Origin of the sequence: Haloarcula sp. JP-Z28 (assembly GCF_011440255.1) — an archaeon.
Classification (GTDB): domain Archaea; phylum Halobacteriota; class Halobacteria; order Halobacteriales; family Haloarculaceae; genus Haloarcula; species Haloarcula marismortui.
Genome location: NZ_JAAOHT010000166.1, coordinates 1 through 1,102, shown reverse-complemented (window position 1 = coordinate 1,102; position 1,102 = coordinate 1). Strand labels below are relative to the sequence as shown.

Here is a 1,102-nt window from a genome sequence, read left to right as displayed (position 1 = left end):
TAGTACCCAAGTGAAGTTATGGGGATAGCCTGAGAAGGTGTTGCAATGAGCGGGGACCGACGCAAAGAGATCGTCCGCCATCTGAGTGAAGATGATCTCAATCGGTTGCTATCGGAGGCGGACGATCCGAAGGTCGTCCGCCGCCTCACGTTCGTGAAAAATCTCTACAAGGGCGACAGCCTTGAGGAGGCAGCTGACCGCGTTGGCAAATCTGAATCGACGGGTAGTCGGTGGGCACGTCGCTGGAACGAAGGTGGTCTTGGCCAATTAACGCCGAACTTCGGGGACGGACGTCCCCCGAAGCTCGGCGAAGACGAGCAGGAACAACTCTTGGAGATGCTCCGTGACGGCCAACCGTGGCAACCACAGGAAATCCAGCATCTCATCAACGACGAGTTCGGCGTTGAGTACCATCCAGTCTACCTGGGTGAGTTTCTCAAGGATCTCGGATTGTCATACGCAATTCCACGGACAAAACGTCCGTCACGGCCAGATAATGCCGAAGAAATTCTCGACGAGCGCGTCAGCGACGCGCTCGCCGAGGATACTGAGGAACCACACAATAAACGCGAAGACGACGACGAGGAAGGCTGGGTCGTCGATGAGGATGTCTGCACAGATGGAGGCACTGTTGTCGGCTTTTTCGATGCATCGCATCCACAGCCGTACGATAACTCGCGCCGGTTGTGGTATGTCGATGATCCGCATCATGAACGACCGCTGGTGAAGATTTTCGAACCAGCGGTCGGCTTCTACGCACTCAACGGTGAGAGTGTGGTCAGTTTCCCAGAAGACCAGACGAAAGAACGGATTTGTGAGTGTTTAGAGAGGATCCGCGAGCAGAATCCCGCAACGCGGATTCTGCTCGTTTTGGATAATCACTTCGCGTACACGTGCGAATTCACACGCAAGCGTGCCCATCAACTCGGGATTGATCTCGTTTTCTTACCGGTTGGATCCCCAGACCTCAACCCAATCGAGCAGATCTGGAAGAGTCTGAAATGGGAAGCCTCTCCACTGATTGTCAAGAGCGCGAACGAGTTCCGCGCTCTCGTCTCAGAACTGTTCGAACAACTCACGTCTCGGCTGAGCTTCGCCAAAT

At 54.7% G+C, this 1,102-nt stretch carries 1 protein-coding gene; it reads left to right on the top strand.

The window, feature by feature from the left end:
- Positions 1-45: 45 nt before the first annotated feature.
- A partial coding sequence (locus G9463_RS23745; protein ID WP_165898002.1) for an IS630 family transposase occupies positions 46-1,102 on the top strand: 1,057 nt, incomplete at its 3' end.